A 15,069-nucleotide genomic window follows, 5' to 3' on the forward strand; every position below is an offset into this window, starting at 1 on the left:
CGCTCCTACAGGGATTGCGTCAACTTGTAGGCGCGAGGCTTGCCCGCGAAGAACGATGACGCGGTTAACCTGGCGGACGCAGCAGATCCGGCAAATCCGGCAGCTTCTTCGGCGAACAGATCCGCACCCGCTTCTGCCGGTTCAACTCCCCGCTGATCAAACTGACCTGACTCTTGGACACCCCAAACGCCTTGGCCAGAAACGCCATCAGATACGCGTTGGCCTTGCCTTCGACCGGCGGTGCGGTCAGGCGAATCTTCAGCCGATCCCCGTGCAGCCCGCAGAAGTCATCGCTGCGGGCTGCCGGTTGCAGGTGACATTCCAGAATCAGATCGTCACCGTCCCAGCGAAAGTAGCTCATCAGATCAGGCCGAGCAGCCCCATCGGCATCAGGGCGAAGTTCGCAAGGCGCGGGATCAGCCAGCTTTGCAGCAACTGGATCACGATAAACGCGAAGATCGGCGAGATGTCGAGGCCACCCAGGTTCGGAATGATCCGACGGAACGGGGCGAGTACCGGTTCAGTGATCTGCGCGACCAGTTCTGCACCTGGGTTGTGGCTGCCTGGGGCGACCCAGGACAGAATCACGCTGATGATCATCGCCCAGAAAATAATGTTCAAGAACAGAGAGAAGAGCGCGATCAGGGCCCATGGCACCAGGAACAGCCAGTCGACCATGAAGCCTTTGAGCAGCAGGATCACCGCGATCAGCAGCATTTGAATGATCAGCGCCAATACCAGTGACGACATGTCCAGCCCGAACATGCTCGGGATGACCCGGCGCAGCGGCTTGAGCAGCGGTTGGGTGGCCTTAACGATGAACTGGCAGAGCGGGTTGTAGAAGTTCGCCCGGACCAATTGCAGGATGAAGCGCATCAGTACGATCAGCAGGTACAGGCTGCCCAGGGTTTTAATTATGAAAATGGCAGCGTCATTGAGTCCAAGCATCATTAATTCCTTTGTAAGAGCTGATTAGCGGCCAAGTTGCTCAGCCATCTCGGCCGAACGGTGCGCAGCGGCGCCGAGTGCTTTTTCGACCAGCGCTTCAAAGCCGCCGGCCTGGAACGATTTGATTGCCGCTTCCGTGGTGCCCGCAGGGGACGTCACGCGACGGCGTAATTCAGCAGCGTCGACATCACTGGCAACCGCCATGTGTGCGGCACCCAACGCGGTTTGTACCGTCAATTGTGCGGCGATGTCCGCTGGCAGGCCGAGTTTCACGCCAGCGGCGGTCATGGCTTCGATCAGCAGGAAGAAGTACGCCGGACCCGAGCCGGAAACGGCGGTGACCGCGTCCAGTTGCTGCTCTTCGTTCAGCCACAGCGCAATGCCGACGGCCGACAACAGCTCTTCGGCTTGCTGACGTTGCTCAGCGTTTACTTCGGCCGTGGCAAACAAACCGCTTACGCCCTGACGCAGCAGCGCCGGGGTGTTGGGCATGCAGCGCACGATCGGCTGGGCGCCGAGCCAGTTGTTCATGCTGGCGCAGGTGATGCCGGCCGCAATCGAAACCACCAGTTGATTCGGTTTCAGGCTTGGGCGAATCGCTTCGCACACGGCTTTCATGGCCTGCGGCTTGACCGCCAGCACCACAACGTCAGCGTCTTGAATGGCATCGGCATTGTCGGCGAATACTTCAACGCCATGTTCAGCCTGCACCTTGGCGCGGGTTTCGGCGCCCGGATCGCTGGCGCGGATCTGTGCGGCGTCCAGGCCTTTGGCGCGAAGACCGCCGATGAGGCTGGCGGCCATGTTTCCGGCACCGATAAAGGCAATACGAGTCTTGCTCATGTCAGGTCCTTATCAAGAGAGGCGTCAGCCATTGTCATGGTTGACCGTAGTCGCGGGCGCCAAACAGGGCCGTACCGATGCGGACCCAAGTGGCACCCTGGGCGATGGCCGACTCGAGGTCGTGGCTCATGCCCATGGAAAGTGTGTCTAGCGGCAGATTCAGGCTGGCTTGCAGGCTTTGCACGGCAGCAAAAGCGGCATCCTGGGCGGCGCGATCTTCAGTCGGCTCAGGGATCGCCATCAGCCCTCGCAACTTGATGCGCGGCAATTCGCTGATGGACTTGGCCAGGGCCGGCAGGTCGGCCGGGGTGCAGCCGGATTTGCTGGCTTCACCGCTGACATTGACCTGGATGCAGATGTTCAGGGGCGGCAGATCGGCAGGGCGTTGTTCGGACAGGCGTTGTGCGATTTTCAAGCGATCCACGGAATGCACCCAGGCGAAGTGCTCGGCGATAGCGCGAGTCTTGTTCGATTGAATGGGGCCGATGAAGTGCCAGATCAAGGGCAGGTCGGCCAATTCGAGCTGTTTGCCCAAGGCTTCCTGCAAGTAATTCTCGCCAAAATCGCTCACGCCTGCGGCATACGCCTCGCGCACGGCCTCGGCAGGCTTGGTCTTGCTCACCGCCAGCAGTTGAACGCTGTGCTCGTCGCGGTGGGCGGCAAGGGCGGCGGCGCGGATGCGCGAACTAACCTGAAGAATGTTGTCTGCTATCGTGGACATCAAAGAGGCGCCGGCGGTTTGAAGGTTGGCGGCATTCTACTGGAATTGAGGAGCGCTATGGATATCACTGAGCTGCTGGCCTTCAGCGCTAAACAGGGCGCGTCCGACCTGCACCTGTCTGCCGGCCTGCCACCGATGATTCGCGTCGACGGCGACGTGCGGCGCATCAACCTGCCGGCCCTGGACCACAAACAGGTGCATGAGCTGATCTACGACATCATGAACGACACCCAGCGGGTGGACTTCGAGAAACACCTGGAGACTGATTTTTCCTTCGAAGTGCCCGGCGTGGCGCGTTTCCGGGTCAACGCCTTCAACCAGAACCGGGGGGCGGGTGCGGTATTCCGGACCATCCCGTCGAAAGTCCTGAGCATGGACGACCTCGGCATGGGCGAGGTGTTTCGCAAGATCACCGAGGCCCCGCGCGGCCTGGTGCTGGTGACCGGCCCCACCGGTTCCGGCAAGTCCACCACCCTGGCGGCGATGATCGATTACCTGAACAACCATCGCCATCACCACATCCTCACCATCGAAGACCCCATCGAATTCGTCCATGAATCGCGTAAATGCCTGATCAACCAGCGCGAAGTCCACCGTGATACCCGTAGCTTCGCCACGGCCCTGCGCTCGGCGCTGCGGGAAGACCCGGACGTGATTCTGGTGGGGGAAATGCGTGACCTGGAGACCATTCGCCTGGCATTGACCGCCGCCGAGACCGGTCACTTGGTGTTCGGCACGCTGCACACCACGTCAGCGGCGAAGACCATCGACCGGGTGGTGGACGTGTTTCCGGGGGACGAGAAGTCGATGGTGCGGTCGATGCTGTCCGAGTCGTTACTGGCGGTGGTGTCGCAGACCCTGATCAAGAAGATCGGCGGTGGGCGCATTGCGGCGCACGAAATCATGCTCGGCACGTCGGCGATCCGTAACCTGATCCGCGAAGACAAGGTGGCGCAGATGTACTCCTCGATTCAGACCGGGGGCAGCCTGGGGATGCAGACGCTGGACATGTGCTTAAAGGATTTGGTGACCAAGGGCTTGATCAGCCGGGAGCATGCACGGGAGAAGGCGCGGACGCCGGATAACTTCTGAGGAGGCCAGAAACGCCTTCGCGGGCAAGCCTCGCTCCTACAGGTCAGGCATGTGCCGCAAAAAATGGCACGTGACCTGTAGGAGCGAGGCTTGCCCGCGAAGAGGGCGTCATGACCGAAGCAAGTGCCGGGTCTGACCCCGGGACTTCAGATCAGCGCTGAACAACCTGAAGTGTGTTCTTCTCTTTCGGCAGAACCCGCTTGGCAACCACGTAGTGGCTTTCCCAGTACGGTTTCTTCAAGGTGTCGATGGTCACCGACTTGCCACGGCGCGGTGCGTGGATAAAACGGTCGTTGCCCAGGTAGATGGCAACGTGATTGACCCGACGGCTCTTGATGTTGAAGAAAATCAGGTCGCCCGGCTTCAGATCCTTGCGATCGACTTTCTCGCCATGACCGCTGGCCATGGCATTGGACGTGCGTGGCAGGTCGAACGTGGCGTCGTTGAACGCGTATTTCACCAGGCCGCTGCAATCGAACCCTTTACTTGGGCTGCTGCCGCCCCAACGGTAAGGTGTACCGAGGACGTTGACGGCGCGACTCAGCACGTTGCTGCTTTCCTTGGTCGCCATCGGCGGAACAAGGCTGCTTTTACTAGCCAGCTGTGGAGCACGTTTTTCGGTTTTCTTGTTTTTGCTCGAAGGAGCAGAAACATGGGATTTTGGGGTGTAACCATTAACGTTTGGAAGACGTTGCTCACGATTGGTGGCGTGGGCGGCCAGTGGCATCAAAAGGCAAATGGTTAGCCATGTCTTGAAAAATGGACGCATTAGGCAAGGCTCATATGGGTTAGCGCGCAACTTTATAACAGCTTTTTTTGCCCTTCCGAGGCCGTTGGTCGATTCAACTTGTGGTCAACGGAACCAAATAAGCGGCAAATGGACGCAATTGTCGGACAGAAGTCAGGTGGTATAAGGCTTTGACGCAACCGAAGGTAGCATGTGCCATACGTCGGCAACCTGTAAAAAAGTCACAAAGAATTCAAGAATATTTATCTATCGTGTGAATCGAGGTCCTTCATGAACACCTATCAACAGGCTGGCCAGCAGCAAGATACACACAGCAAAGTGATCGGCTACCTGCTGTGGATTTTTGGTTTTACCGGGGCTCACCGCTTCTATTACGGCAAGCCGGTGACCGGGACGATCTGGTTTTTCACCTTCGGTTTGCTGGGTATTGGCTGGCTGATCGACATCTTCCTGATCCCGGCCATGGACCGTGAAGCGGACCTGCGTTTTACCGCCGGACCCATCGAGTACAACGTAGCGTGGATTCTGCTGACGTTTCTCGGTGTCTTCGGCGTACACCGGATGTATCAGGGGAAGTGGATCAGCGGATTGCTGTACCTGGTGACGGGCGGGTTGTTCTTTCTGGGGGTTTTGTATGACTTCTGGACACTGAATGACCAGGTGTCCGTGCGTAACGCGCAGAATCGCGGCACTTTCCAGTAAGCCATCGCCAGCAGGCTAGCTCCCACAGGGGATTTGTGTTGTTCACAGATCCTGCGTGGGAGCTAGCCCTGCTAGCGATTGGGACAGCTCAGTCTCAAGACTGGTGGCTGATCCGTCCATCCACCAGGGTGTAGCGCACGACGCCTGGCAGGCTATGCCCAATGAACGGGCAGTTTTCACCCTTGGACAGCCAGGTCTCACCGGCCACGGTCGAAGCCGCCGGATCAAACAGCACGATGTCCGCCGGCCCGCCTACGGCTAACTTGCCCGCCGGCAAGCGCAACGCCTCGGCAGGCCCGGTGCTGAGGCGCGCCAACAACGTTGGCAGATCCAGCAACCCATCCTCCACCAGCGTCATCGCCAGCGGCAGCAGCAGTTCAACGCTGCTGATGCCCGGCTCGGTCGCGCCAAACGGTGCCAGTTTGGCATCCCGTTCGTGGGGCTGGTGATGGCTGGAGATGGCCGAAACCACGCCCGACTTCACCGCTGCACGCAAGCCATCGCGGTCGGCGCGGGTGCGCAGCGGCGGCTGGACGTGATAGAGGCTGCTGAAGTCGATCAGCGCTTCGTCGGTCAGGATCAGTTGATACAACGCCACATCGGCGGTCACCGGCAGGCCACGGGCCTGGGCCTGAGCGATCAGCGCCACGCCGCGAGCGCTGGTGAGCTGGCTGAAGTGCGCACGCACGCCGCTTTGCTCGACCAGCAGCAGGTCCCGGGCCAGGGCGACGGTCTCGGCGGTTTCCGGAATGCCCGGCAAGCCGAGGAAACTGGCGGTCGGGCCTTCGTGGGCCAAACCACCTTCGGCCAGATCATGATCCTGGGAGTTGAAAATCACCGTCAGGTCGAAGGTCGCCGCGTATTCCAGCGCCCGGCACAACGTGCGGGTGTTGCGGAAGCTCTCCAGACCGTTGCCGAAGGCCACGCAGCCGGCATCGCGCAAGGCGACCAGTTCGGCCAGCTGTTCGCCGTCCAGGCCTTTGCTCAGGGCGCCGATCGGGAAGACTTTGGTGTTGCCGGCCTCTCGGGCGCGGTCAAGGATCAGTTCGGCCACGGCCGAAGTATCGAGCACCGGTTTGGTTTTCGGCGGGCAGCACAGGCTGGTGACGCCACCGGCCGCGGCGGCGCGGGTTTCGCTGATGATCGAGCCTTTGCGGCTGTAGCCCGGCTCGCGCAGGGCGACGTTCAGGTCAACCAGGCCAGGGGCGGCCACCAGGCCTTTGGCGTCAATGGTGTCGACGGGCACAAAGCCGGCGGGTGCGGCGCCCAGGGCAACGACTTTGCAGGCTTCAATATGAATATCGGTAACTTGATCCAGGCCTGTGGCCGGATCGATGACACGTGCGCCGAGAATGCTGAGCTTCACTGGGCGTTCTCCTGCTCGAATTGACGTTGCGCAGTCTGCCCGCTCATGGCCATGGACAACACGGCCATACGAATCGCGATGCCGTAGGTGACCTGGTTGAGGATCACCGAGTGCGGACCGTCGGCCACCGCCGACTCAATCTCCACCCCACGGTTGATCGGCCCCGGGTGCATGACGATGCAGTCCGGCTTGGCCCCGGCCAGGCGCGCGGTGGTCAGGCCGAACAGGCGGTAGAACTCGCCCTCGCTCGGTAGCAGGCCGCCGGTCATGCGTTCACGTTGCAGGCGCAGCATGATCACTACATCGACGTCTTTCAGGCCTTCGGTCATGTCGGTGTACACCTTCACGCCGTATTGCTCGATGCCGATCGGCAGCAGGGTTTTCGGCGCGATCACACGGATGTCCGGGCAGCCGAGGGTTTTCAGCGCCAGCATGTTCGAGCGCGCCACCCGCGAGTGCAGGATGTCGCCGACGATGGCCACGGAGAGGTTTTCAAAGCCGCCCTTGTGCCGGCGGATCGTCAGCATGTCGAGCATGCCTTGGGTCGGGTGCGCATGACGGCCGTCGCCGCCGTTGATGATCGCCACTTGCGGGCAGACATGTTCGGCAATGAAGTGCGCCGCACCGGAATCACCGTGGCGCACGACGAACATGTCGGCGGCCATGGCTTCCAGGTTGCGCAGGGTGTCGAGCAGGGTTTCGCCCTTGCTCGCCGACGAGGTCGACACGTTCAGCGTGATGACGTCAGCCGATAGCCGTTGGGCCGCCAGCTCGAAGGTGGTGCGGGTGCGGGTGGAGTTCTCGAAGAACACGTTGCACACGGTCTTGCCGCGCAGCAACGGGACTTTCTTCACCGCCCGGGCGCCGACTTCGAGGAACGAGTCGGCGGTGTCGAGGATTTCCGTCAGCAACTCGCGGCGCAAACCGTCGAGCGAGAGGAAGTGGCGCAGCTGGCCCTGATCATTGAGCTGCAGCGGGCGCTTGGTTTCTAGAGGCGTCATCGCGAGGGGGACTCTCAATAGGGCGGATTAAAGGGCGAGGTCTTGCAGTTCGAGCTTGAGCTCCGGGCCGGACAGCTTTACCCGCTCGTGGGCCGCAAGCGTCAGCGTCGCACCGACCACGTTCGGGCGGATCGGCAACTCGCCGGCATCGAGGTCCAGCAGGCACACCAGCGTCACGCTAGCCGGGCGGCCGTAGTCGAACAGTTCATTCATGGCGGCGCGGATGGTTCGACCGCTCATCAACACGTCGTCGATCAGCACCAGGTGCTGGCCTTCGATTTCGAACGGCAGGGCGGACGGGCGCACTTGCGGGTGCAGGCCGTTCTGGCTGAAATCGTCGCGGTAGAAGGACACGTCCAGGGTGCCGAGGGGCGCATCACTGCCCAGTTCATCGAGCAACGCCTGGGCGACCCAGACGCCGCCGGTACGAATGCCGATGTAACGCGGTTCGCTGATGCCACGGTGTTCCAGATGTGCCTTGAGACGGATCGCCATCTGGCTGATCAGTTCGGCGGGATTGGGCAGGCTCATGGTTGCTCCTTCTTGGGCCCGAGCCGGTGCGTGCGGGGTTTGGCTCGGGTTCTAGCTAAGAGAGACGCTGTGACGGCGCTTCAGGATTCGAACAGTGCGGTGTTTTCGTCGAGCCAGCCTTGCAACAGCAGGGCGGCGGCGATGGCGTCGACCGGGTTGTCACGGTAACTGCCTTTTTGCCCGCCGCGATCACGCCGCTCGCCCTTGGCTTCGAAGGTGGTCAGGCGTTCGTCGTGCGTATAGAAGGGCAGGTTGTAGCGGCCATTGAGCCGGCGGGCGAATTTCTCCGCGCGCAGGCACATGTCGCTCGGCGTGCCGTCCATGTTCAGGGGCAGGCCGACGACCACGGCGTCAGGCTTCCACTCTTTAATGAGGGCTTCGACCTGGTTCCAGTCGGGAATACCGTTTTGCGCCTTCAAGGTGCACAGCTCGCGGGCCTGACCGGTAATCACCTGGCCGACCGCAACGCCGATCTGTTTGGTGCCGTAGTCAAAACCCAGAATCAGTCGCAGGGCCATCAGGCGTGGCCCGCCTGGCTGGTCAGCAGGCTGAGATTGACCCCGAGGTGCTTGGCCGCTGCATCCAGGCGCAGTTCGCTGCTGGTGTTGAACAGGATGTCGGCGTCAAACGGACAGGTCAGCCAGGCGTTCTGCGCCAGTTCGGCTTCAAGCTGTCCGGCTTCCCAGCCAGCGTAACCGAGGGCAATGACGCTTTTGGCCGGGCCGACGCCGTCAGCGATGGCGAACAGCACGTCCTGGGAGGTGGACAAGGAAAGGTCGCCTTCCAGATCAACGGTCGCCTGGAAGGTCTTGCCCGAAGGGTGCAGGACAAAACCACGGTCGGTCTGCACCGGGCCGCCGATGAAGATCGGCACATGCTGGCAGAGCACCGGCGGTTCGATGTCGGGGCGCAATTGCTCGAGGATATCGGCCAGATTCAGGTCTTGCGGGCGGTTGACCACCAGCCCCATGGCACCATTGGCCGTGTGCTCGACGATGTAGGTCAAGGTGTGCGCAAAGTTCGGGTCGGCCATGTGAGGCATGGCGATCAGGAAGTGATGCTTGAGGTAGCTGGGGCTGACGTTCTTCATGAGCGCTAGTGTGGCGTTGGAGGGGCGAACTGACAAGCTGGGGATGCACAGGAAATGCCTGGGCGGGTGTCTTTTGATCCGGGTTTTGCTTGAGGGCCTCTTCGCGGGCAAGCCTCGCTCCTACAGGTTCGGTATGTACCGCAAAAGTGGCGCATGACCTGTAGACGCGGGGCTTGCACGCGAAGGCGCCGGCTCAATCACCCAAATCAATTGATCAATTACTGGACAACCGGTCCCCACGGGCGAATTTCCACGTGCGGATGATCTCCAGCCGATCAATGTCCGACAAATCCCCGGTAAACGGTGAAAACGGTGCCGCCAGCCGCACAATCCGCTGCGCCGCCTGATCCAGCAACGGTTGCCCGGAGGATTCCAGCACCAGCACTTCATACAGCGAGCCATCGCGGTTGATCGAAACCATCAGGCGCAAATTGCCGTAGATCTGCTTGCGTCGCGCTTCGTCGGGGTAATTCAGGTTGCCGATGCGCTCGACCTTCTTGCGCCATTCGTCCTTATACCAGGCGCCCTTGTCTTTCATGGTCGAAGCAGCGCTCAGGCGGTGGATGCGCGGGCGCTTGGCGTACAGCTGTTGTTCGTTGGCCAGTTCCGCTTCCAGGCTGGCGATGTCGCTGGACAGCTGTTCAGTGTCGAACGTCGGCGCCGCCACCGCAGGCTTGGTTATCGGCTTGATCTCTTCGTTCTTGGCCGGGGCTTTTTTCGGCTTCGGCGCGACCGTGGTCACGGCAGCCTTGGGCGCGGCTTCCGGCACTGGCGGCTTGGCGGCCGGCGGTGGCGTGACTTTCTGCACCTTGGTGTCCTGGAAGGGCGCGACCTCGGTGGTCTTGGGAATCGCCTTTTTATCCAGGGTGCCGCTGCCTTCCTGATTTTCCTGGGCAAGGAAATCAGCTTTCGCAGGCTTCTTTTCGCTTTTGAAGGTGGCGAGGGTGATTTCCAGGGTTTTGCTGATCTGCTTGGGTTCGACCATCGTGAACCCGACGCCCAACAGCAAGGCCAGGTGAATCAGCGCCGCTAGAAACAGGGTAAATCCGAGGCGATCGGCCGGGCGCACGCCACGATGGGCGAGTTCAGGGGGCAGATCGGACGGAAGTGTCATGACAAAAAAACCAACATCGCGTTTTTACGGGCTCGGCATGATAACGCAATGTTGGTTTTTAGCTTCAAGCTACAAGTATCAAGCGACAAGCTGTAGGGCGTCAGCTTCAAGCTTGCGGCTTGCGGCTTGAAGCTTGCAGCTGCTTCTCTATGGCATCCATCAGCATGCCGCCGATGTCGGTGCCAAACGCATTATCAATCTCGCGAATGCAGGTCGGGCTGGTGACGTTGATTTCGGTGAGGTGCTCACCAATCACGTCCAGACCCACGAACAGCAGGCCTTTCTCACGCAGGGTCGGGCCGACCTGAGCAGCGATCCAGCGATCCTTGTCGGTCAATGGGCGAGCTTCGCCACGACCGCCGGCCGCCAGGTTGCCACGGGTTTCACCGGCGGCCGGGATGCGTGCCAGGCAGTAATCCACCGGTTCGCCGTCGATCATCAGGATGCGTTTGTCGCCATCGATGATTGCCGGCAAGTAACCCTGGATCATGATCTGCTGCTTGCCATGCAAGGTCAGGGTTTCGAGGATCACCGACAGGTTCGGGTGGCCGACGGTGTGACGGAAGATCGACGAACCGCCCATGCCGTCCAGCGGCTTGAGGATCACATCGCCGTGGTGATCGGCGAACTCGCGCAGCACGTCCGGGCGACGGCTGACGATGGTCGGCGGCGTGCACTGCGGGAACAGCGTGGCGAACAGCTTTTCGTTGCAATCGCGCAGGCTTTGCGGCTTGTTGACCACCAGCACGCCAGCGCGCTCGGCTTGCTCCAGCAGGTACGTGGAGTAGACGAACTCCATGTCGAATGGCGGATCCTTGCGCATCAGGATCACGTCAAGATCGCTCAGCAGCGCGTCGGTCTCGGCTTCCAGTTCGAACCATTTTTCCGGGTTGGCGAAGACTTTCAGCGGACGCATCCGCGCTCGGGCTTCACCTTCGGCCTGGTACAAATCGCTCTGTTCCATATAGAACAGTTCCCAGCCGCGCTTCTGTGCGGCCAGCAGCATGGCCAGCGAGCTATCCTTTTTATAGGAGATGCTGGCAATAGGGTCCATGACAATCCCGACGCGAACGCTCATGGGTTTTTCCTCGAATTGGGGTGGTCCGGATGGACACGAAAAAGTGGCGTCAGATTGGCGCCCAGTGTGTTCCCGGTCAAGGAAAAACCACCGTGTCAGTCGCCCGATAGATTGGTGTTGGAGACTGTGCTAAAAAGGCTGCCATGTCGTGCTGGCCCTTGAACATCAAGGGTTTCGAGCCACCGAAGGTCCGTAAACGGACAATTTGATTCGCAAAGGCGACGGTAGAGCATTTATGGAACAGCATTCCAGCGCCTTGAAGGTCATGGTGATCGACGATTCGAAGACGATTCGTCGTACCGCCGAAACGCTGTTGAAAAACGTGGGTTGTGAAGTCATCACGGCCATCGATGGTTTCGATGCCCTGGCCAAGATTGCCGATAACCATCCCGGCATCATCTTTGTCGACATCATGATGCCGCGCCTGGATGGCTATCAGACCTGCGCGTTGATCAAGAACCACAGTGCGTTCAAGTCCACGCCAGTGATTATGCTGTCGTCCAAGGACGGGCTGTTCGACAAGGCCAAGGGGCGCATCGTCGGCTCCGACCAGTTTTTGACCAAGCCTTTCAGCAAGGAAGAACTGCTGAACGCGATCCAGGCCCATGTACCGGGCTTCGCCGCCGTTTTGCCGCAGTAGGACACGCACAGTGACGCTCGGCCAGCGGGCCCGGCGTTGACAAGAATGGGGAAGACCATGGCACGTATTCTGATCGTCGATGATTCGCCGACCGAAATGTACAAACTGACCGGCATGCTGGAAAAGCACGGTCATGAAGTGTTGAAAGCCGAAAACGGCGCCGACGGCGTGGCCCTGGCCCGTCAGGAAAAACCCGACGCGGTGCTCATGGACATCGTCATGCCCGGCCTCAACGGTTTCCAGGCGACCCGCCAGTTGACCAAAGACCCGGACACCGGGCACATCCCGGTGATCATCATCACCACCAAGGATCAGGAAACCGACAAAGTCTGGGGCACACGCCAGGGCGCCAAGGATTACCTGACCAAACCGGTCGACGAAGAGACCCTGATCAAAACCCTGAACAACGTGCTGGCCGGTTGATCGTCCGGCCATGACCGAGTCGCTGACGGCTTTCGAACTGCTGCTGCAGATTGACCAGCGCTGTCGTCTGCTGGCGGCGGATCTGCCATCCCAGCCAACCCGACAGGACCGCTGGAGCGGCATCGGCTTTCGCTTGGGCGAAAACTGGTACGTCGCGCCCATGGGCGAAGTCAGCGAGGTCCTGCACGAACCGCGTTTCACCCAATTGCCGGGCGTCAAACCCTGGGTCAAGGGTGTGGCCAACTTGCGCGGACGATTGCTGCCGATCATGGATTTGTGCAGCTTCTTCGGACATGAGCAGTCGACCCTGCGCAAACAGCGGCGGGTGTTGGTGGTGGAACACGGTGAAGTGTTTGCCGGGTTGATGGTCGACGAAGTCTTCGGCTTGCAGCACTTTGCCCAGGACAGTCTCGAACCGGTGTCGATGGCCGATCTGCACGGGCCGATTGCCGCGTTCGTCCAGGGCCGGTTTCAGCGTGAGCAGACGTGGCAAATATTCAGCCCGTTTACGCTGGCGCAGTCGCAAAGCTTTATGCATGTAGCGCTGTAATCAAGGCGACGCCCCAATCCTGCAGGAGCGAGGCTTGCCCGCGAAGAACGAAAACGCGGTGTTCCCGTAAGACCGTAGCGCCTGCTTCGCGGGCAAGCCTCGCTCTTGCAAGGGCGTCGTTGAATCAGGCAGTACAGGCGAGGACCGATGATAAAAACAAAAACAGGCAAGCCAGAAGGATCGCGCAGCCGCTCGCAGATCATCGTGCTGTTCATCGCGCTGATCATCTTCATCATGCTGCTGTTTGCCAACTTCGCTTACCTCAACACGCAAGCCACGTATGACAAACAGTACATCGGCCACGCCGGCGAACTGCGCGTGCTGTCCCAACGCATCGCCAAAAACGCCACCGAAGCCGCTGCCGGCAAGGCGGCGGCGTTCAAGCTGCTGAGCGATGCACGCAACGACTTCGCCCAACGCTGGGGTTACTTGAAGAAGGGCGACCCGGCCACCGGCCTGCCGCCAGCGCCGTCCGCCGTGCGCCCGGAAATGCGCGCCGTTCAGCTGGACTGGGAACGGCTGCTGAAAAACACCGACGCCATCCTCTCCAGCGAGCAGACCGTACTCTCGCTGCATCAGGTCGCCGCGACGCTGGCCGAAACCGTGCCGCAGTTGCAGGTCGAATACGAAAAAGTCGTCGAAATCCTCTTGCAGCGCGGCGCGCCGGCCGCTCAGGTGGCCATGGCCCAGCGTCAGTCGCTGCTGGCCGAACGCATCCTGGGCGCGGTGAACACCGTGCTGTCCGGCGATGAAAATTCACAACAGGCCGCCGACGCGTTCGGTCGTGACGCTGCCCGATTCGGCCAGGTACTCAATGGCATGCTCCAGGGCAATACGTCGCTGCGAGTCAGCCAGGTCGAAGACCGCGATGCGCGGGCCCGCTTGACCGAGATTTCCGAGCTGTTCGAATTCGTTTCCGGCTCTGTGGATGAAATCCTCGAAACCTCGCCGGAGCTGTTCAAGGTTCGCGAATCGGCGACCAACATCTTCACCTTGTCACAGACCCTGCTCGACGAAGCCTCGCACCTGGCCAGCGGGTTCGAAAACCTTGCCGGCGGGCGCGACACCGACACCATTGGCGGCTACGTGCTGGGCCTGTTGGCGCTGATGTCGATCATCCTTATCGGCCTGGTGATGGTTCGCGAAACCAACCGCCAGCTGCGCGAAACCGCCGAGAAGAACGAGCGCAACCAGACCGCGATCATGCGCCTGCTCGACGAGATCGAAGACCTCGCCGACGGCGACCTCACCGTGACGGCCTCGGTGACCGAAGACTTCACCGGGACCATCGCCGACTCGATCAACTACTCCGTCGATCAACTGCGCGACCTGGTGGCGACCATCAACCTCACCGCCGGCCAGGTCGCCGCCGCCGTGCAGGAAACCCAGGCCACCGCCATGCACCTGGCCCAGGCGTCGGAACATCAGGCGCAACAGATCAGCGAAGCCTCCACCGCGATCAACGACATGGCCCAGTCCATCGACCAGGTCTCCGCCAACGCTGCCGAGTCCTCGGCGGTGGCGGAACGTTCGGTGGAAATCGCCAACAAGGGCAACGAGGTGGTGCACAACACCATCCACGGCATGGACAACATTCGCGAGCAGATCCAGGACACCGCCAAGCGCATCAAGCGTCTGGGCGAGTCCTCTCAGGAAATCGGCGACATTGTCAGCCTGATCGATGACATTGCCGATCAGACCAACATCCTTGCGCTCAACGCGGCGATCCAGGCCTCGATGGCCGGTGATGCCGGGCGCGGTTTTGCAGTGGTAGCCGACGAAGTGCAGCGTCTGGCCGAGCGTTCGTCCGCCGCTACCCGGCAGATCGAAACCCTGGTGCGAGCGATCCAGACCGACACCAACGAAGCCGTGATTTCCATGGAACAGACCACCACCGAAGTGGTGCGCGGCGCGCGTCTGGCGCAGGATGCCGGTGTGGCGCTGGAAGAAATCGAAGGCGTGTCGAAGACCCTGGCGGCGCTGATCCAGAGTATTTCCAACGCTGCGCAGCAGCAGACGTCTTCAGCCGGTCAGATTTCCCTGACCATGAACGTGATCCAGCAGATCACCACGCAGACTTCGTCGGGCTCGACCGCCACCGCCGAGAGCATTGGCAACCTGGCGAAAATGGCCAGTCAGCTGCGGCGCTCGGTGTCCGGTTTCACCTTGCCGGCGGCCAAGGCGCAGGCGGCGGATAAAGTGTGAAGCGCCCGCAGGCGTTC

18 protein-coding genes are annotated in these 15,069 nt (G+C 60.9%); 6 read left to right on the forward strand and 12 right to left on the reverse strand.

Translation table 11 applies throughout. The features are described from left to right. Positions 1-64: 64 nt before the first annotated feature. Genes AC1ROI_RS07250 through AC1ROI_RS07265 form a run of 4 tightly spaced genes read right to left on the reverse strand, consistent with a single transcriptional unit; the run spans position 65 to position 2,512 of the window. A complete protein-coding gene (locus AC1ROI_RS07250) occupies positions 65-361 on the reverse strand; it encodes a DUF167 domain-containing protein (protein ID WP_010466832.1) in 297 nt (98 codons plus the stop codon). After that, the gene (locus AC1ROI_RS07255) at positions 361-948 is read right to left on the reverse strand and encodes a YggT family protein (RefSeq protein ID WP_010466835.1); all 588 of its coding nucleotides are present in this window, start codon (positions 946-948) and stop codon (positions 361-363) included. Before AC1ROI_RS07255 ends, AC1ROI_RS07250 begins: the two co-directional genes overlap by 1 nt. Before the next feature lie 24 nt (positions 949-972). Next, positions 973-1,791: a pyrroline-5-carboxylate reductase gene (gene proC, locus AC1ROI_RS07260; protein ID WP_010466837.1), complete on the reverse strand. Its 819-nt coding sequence runs from the start codon at positions 1,789-1,791 to the stop codon at positions 973-975. Positions 1,792-1,825: 34 nt separating this feature from the next. Next, positions 1,826-2,512 (reverse strand): YggS family pyridoxal phosphate-dependent enzyme, encoded by a 687-nt coding sequence (locus tag AC1ROI_RS07265; RefSeq protein ID WP_010466839.1) that lies wholly within the window; start codon positions 2,510-2,512, stop codon positions 1,826-1,828. Between the two features lie 57 nt (positions 2,513-2,569). On the opposite strand from AC1ROI_RS07265, the gene AC1ROI_RS07270 reads away from it, so the two are divergent. Further along, positions 2,570-3,604, forward strand: a complete 1,035-nt coding sequence (locus AC1ROI_RS07270; RefSeq protein WP_010466841.1) for a type IV pilus twitching motility protein PilT — start codon at positions 2,570-2,572, stop codon at positions 3,602-3,604. Positions 3,605-3,755: 151 nt separating this feature from the next. Here the strand turns inward: AC1ROI_RS07270 and AC1ROI_RS07275 are convergent, their stop codons facing one another. Next, positions 3,756-4,373 carry a C40 family peptidase gene (locus tag AC1ROI_RS07275; protein ID WP_042932501.1) on the reverse strand — a complete coding sequence of 206 codons (618 nt, stop codon included), beginning with the start codon at positions 4,371-4,373 and terminating at the stop codon, positions 3,756-3,758. A gap of 249 nt (positions 4,374-4,622) precedes the next feature. Here AC1ROI_RS07275 and AC1ROI_RS07280 point away from each other — a divergent pair, with 249 nt between their 5' ends. Further along, positions 4,623-5,054, forward strand: coding sequence for an NINE protein (locus tag AC1ROI_RS07280; RefSeq protein ID WP_077747227.1), 432 nt, complete (start codon positions 4,623-4,625; stop codon positions 5,052-5,054). A gap of 94 nt (positions 5,055-5,148) precedes the next feature. Here AC1ROI_RS07280 and AC1ROI_RS07285 read toward each other — a convergent pair whose 3' ends face one another. The 7 genes from AC1ROI_RS07285 to gshB form a co-directional block, all read right to left on the reverse strand. Then, entirely contained in the window at positions 5,149-6,420 is a 1,272-nt protein-coding gene (locus AC1ROI_RS07285) for a dihydroorotase (protein ID WP_010466848.1), read from the reverse strand. Continuing rightward, positions 6,417-7,421, reverse strand: coding sequence for an aspartate carbamoyltransferase catalytic subunit (locus AC1ROI_RS07290; RefSeq protein WP_007897943.1), 1,005 nt, complete (start codon positions 7,419-7,421; stop codon positions 6,417-6,419). Before AC1ROI_RS07290 ends, AC1ROI_RS07285 begins: the two co-directional genes overlap by 4 nt. Before the next feature lie 27 nt (positions 7,422-7,448). Then, positions 7,449-7,952: a bifunctional pyr operon transcriptional regulator/uracil phosphoribosyltransferase PyrR gene (pyrR, locus tag AC1ROI_RS07295; protein WP_010466851.1), complete on the reverse strand. Its 504-nt coding sequence runs from the start codon at positions 7,950-7,952 to the stop codon at positions 7,449-7,451. 80 nt (positions 7,953-8,032) lie between these two features. After that, positions 8,033-8,470 carry a Holliday junction resolvase RuvX gene (ruvX, locus tag AC1ROI_RS07300; RefSeq protein WP_005792259.1) on the reverse strand — a complete coding sequence of 146 codons (438 nt, stop codon included), beginning with the start codon at positions 8,468-8,470 and terminating at the stop codon, positions 8,033-8,035. Next, positions 8,470-9,042 (reverse strand): YqgE/AlgH family protein, encoded by a 573-nt coding sequence (locus tag AC1ROI_RS07305; RefSeq protein WP_077747229.1) that lies wholly within the window; start codon positions 9,040-9,042, stop codon positions 8,470-8,472. The genes ruvX and AC1ROI_RS07305 overlap by 1 nt, the downstream gene beginning before the upstream one ends. Before the next feature lie 214 nt (positions 9,043-9,256). After that, the gene (locus tag AC1ROI_RS07310; RefSeq protein WP_010466858.1) at positions 9,257-10,156 is read right to left on the reverse strand and encodes an energy transducer TonB; all 900 of its coding nucleotides are present in this window, start codon (positions 10,154-10,156) and stop codon (positions 9,257-9,259) included. Positions 10,157-10,262: 106 nt separating this feature from the next. Continuing rightward, entirely contained in the window at positions 10,263-11,234 is a 972-nt protein-coding gene (gene gshB / locus AC1ROI_RS07315; protein WP_010466860.1) for a glutathione synthase, read from the reverse strand. 235 nt (positions 11,235-11,469) lie between these two features. Here gshB and pilG point away from each other — a divergent pair, with 235 nt between their 5' ends. The 4 genes from pilG (at position 11,470) to AC1ROI_RS07335 (ending at position 15,052) form a co-directional block, all read left to right on the forward strand. Beyond that, the gene (gene pilG / locus AC1ROI_RS07320; protein ID WP_010466861.1) at positions 11,470-11,874 is read left to right on the forward strand and encodes a twitching motility response regulator PilG; all 405 of its coding nucleotides are present in this window, start codon (positions 11,470-11,472) and stop codon (positions 11,872-11,874) included. Between the two features lie 57 nt (positions 11,875-11,931). Continuing rightward, positions 11,932-12,297 (forward strand): twitching motility response regulator PilH, encoded by a 366-nt coding sequence (pilH, locus tag AC1ROI_RS07325; protein ID WP_027926574.1) that lies wholly within the window; start codon positions 11,932-11,934, stop codon positions 12,295-12,297. A 10-nt stretch (positions 12,298-12,307) separates the two neighbouring features. Beyond that, positions 12,308-12,847, forward strand: a complete 540-nt coding sequence (locus AC1ROI_RS07330) for a chemotaxis protein CheW (protein WP_010466863.1) — start codon at positions 12,308-12,310, stop codon at positions 12,845-12,847. Between the two features lie 147 nt (positions 12,848-12,994). Further along, a complete protein-coding gene (locus tag AC1ROI_RS07335) occupies positions 12,995-15,052 on the forward strand; it encodes a methyl-accepting chemotaxis protein (RefSeq protein ID WP_010466865.1) in 2,058 nt (685 codons plus the stop codon). The last annotated feature ends 17 nt before the right edge of the window (positions 15,053-15,069 follow it).

This window comes from Pseudomonas sp. GW823-FHT02C02 (assembly GCF_058797635.1).

What these genes read in the sequence shown, in the direction of transcription:
- AC1ROI_RS07250 (WP_010466832.1), bottom strand. Translation starts at nt 361, where the DNA reads ATGAGCTACTTTCGCTGGGACGGTGACGATCTGATTCTGGAATGTCAC.
- AC1ROI_RS07255 (WP_010466835.1), bottom strand. Translation starts at nt 948, where the DNA reads ATGCTTGGACTCAATGACGCTGCCATTTTCATAATTAAAACCCTGGGC.
- proC (WP_010466837.1), bottom strand. Translation starts at nt 1,791, where the DNA reads ATGAGCAAGACTCGTATTGCCTTTATCGGTGCCGGAAACATGGCCGCC.
- AC1ROI_RS07265 (WP_010466839.1), bottom strand. Translation starts at nt 2,512, where the DNA reads ATGTCCACGATAGCAGACAACATTCTTCAGGTTAGTTCGCGCATCCGC.
- AC1ROI_RS07270 (WP_010466841.1), top strand. Translation starts at nt 2,570, where the DNA reads ATGGATATCACTGAGCTGCTGGCCTTCAGCGCTAAACAGGGCGCGTCC.
- AC1ROI_RS07275 (WP_042932501.1), bottom strand. Translation starts at nt 4,373, where the DNA reads ATGCGTCCATTTTTCAAGACATGGCTAACCATTTGCCTTTTGATGCCA.
- AC1ROI_RS07280 (WP_077747227.1), top strand. Translation starts at nt 4,623, where the DNA reads ATGAACACCTATCAACAGGCTGGCCAGCAGCAAGATACACACAGCAAA.
- AC1ROI_RS07290 (WP_007897943.1), bottom strand. Translation starts at nt 7,421, where the DNA reads ATGACGCCTCTAGAAACCAAGCGCCCGCTGCAGCTCAATGATCAGGGC.
- pyrR (WP_010466851.1), bottom strand. Translation starts at nt 7,952, where the DNA reads ATGAGCCTGCCCAATCCCGCCGAACTGATCAGCCAGATGGCGATCCGT.
- ruvX (WP_005792259.1), bottom strand. Translation starts at nt 8,470, where the DNA reads ATGGCCCTGCGACTGATTCTGGGTTTTGACTACGGCACCAAACAGATC.
- AC1ROI_RS07305 (WP_077747229.1), bottom strand. Translation starts at nt 9,042, where the DNA reads ATGAAGAACGTCAGCCCCAGCTACCTCAAGCATCACTTCCTGATCGCC.
- AC1ROI_RS07310 (WP_010466858.1), bottom strand. Translation starts at nt 10,156, where the DNA reads ATGACACTTCCGTCCGATCTGCCCCCTGAACTCGCCCATCGTGGCGTG.
- gshB (WP_010466860.1), bottom strand. Translation starts at nt 11,234, where the DNA reads ATGAGCGTTCGCGTCGGGATTGTCATGGACCCTATTGCCAGCATCTCC.
- pilG (WP_010466861.1), top strand. Translation starts at nt 11,470, where the DNA reads ATGGAACAGCATTCCAGCGCCTTGAAGGTCATGGTGATCGACGATTCG.
- pilH (WP_027926574.1), top strand. Translation starts at nt 11,932, where the DNA reads ATGGCACGTATTCTGATCGTCGATGATTCGCCGACCGAAATGTACAAA.
- AC1ROI_RS07330 (WP_010466863.1), top strand. Translation starts at nt 12,308, where the DNA reads ATGACCGAGTCGCTGACGGCTTTCGAACTGCTGCTGCAGATTGACCAG.
- AC1ROI_RS07335 (WP_010466865.1), top strand. Translation starts at nt 12,995, where the DNA reads ATGATAAAAACAAAAACAGGCAAGCCAGAAGGATCGCGCAGCCGCTCG.